Genomic DNA, 388 nt, shown 5'->3' with positions numbered 1-388 from the left:
TTCTTGTTTTTCTGAAAATATTCTTTGTGAGCCTTTGAGAAGCTTTTGTGTAACTTTGTGGAATAGCTTTAAAACTTTATAAATATTATGAAAGAAAAAGATGAAAATGAATTGTCAAAAATAATTCTTGGTTGCGCTATTGAAGTCCATAAACAATTAGGGCCAGGATTACTAGAATCTGCTTATCAAGAATGTTTATATCATGAATTAATAAATTCAGGTCTGAGTGTTGTAAAAGAAAAACCCATGCCAATTGTTTATAAAGATGTGAAGCTTGATCATGGTTATCGAATTGATTTATTGGTAAATAACAAAGTTGTTATTGAAATAAAAACTGTAGAAATGTTTACAGATGTTCATACGGCTCAAGTTTTAACCTATTTAAGGT

General features: G+C 28.6%; 1 protein-coding gene. It reads left to right on the top strand.

Annotation, left to right across the window (positions count from 1 at the left end):
• Nucleotides 1-87: 87 nt before the first annotated feature.
• Nucleotides 88-388 (top strand): GxxExxY protein (locus IU405_RS00430; protein ID WP_197436690.1); only part of this gene is annotated, 301 nt, incomplete at its 3' end.

This window comes from Polaribacter sp. BAL334 (assembly GCF_015767435.1).
In the GTDB taxonomy this organism is placed as follows: Bacteria; Bacteroidota; Bacteroidia; order Flavobacteriales; family Flavobacteriaceae; genus Polaribacter.
The sequence above is the reverse complement of the archived record's forward strand: the minus strand, read 5'-3'. Positions and strand labels throughout refer to the sequence as shown.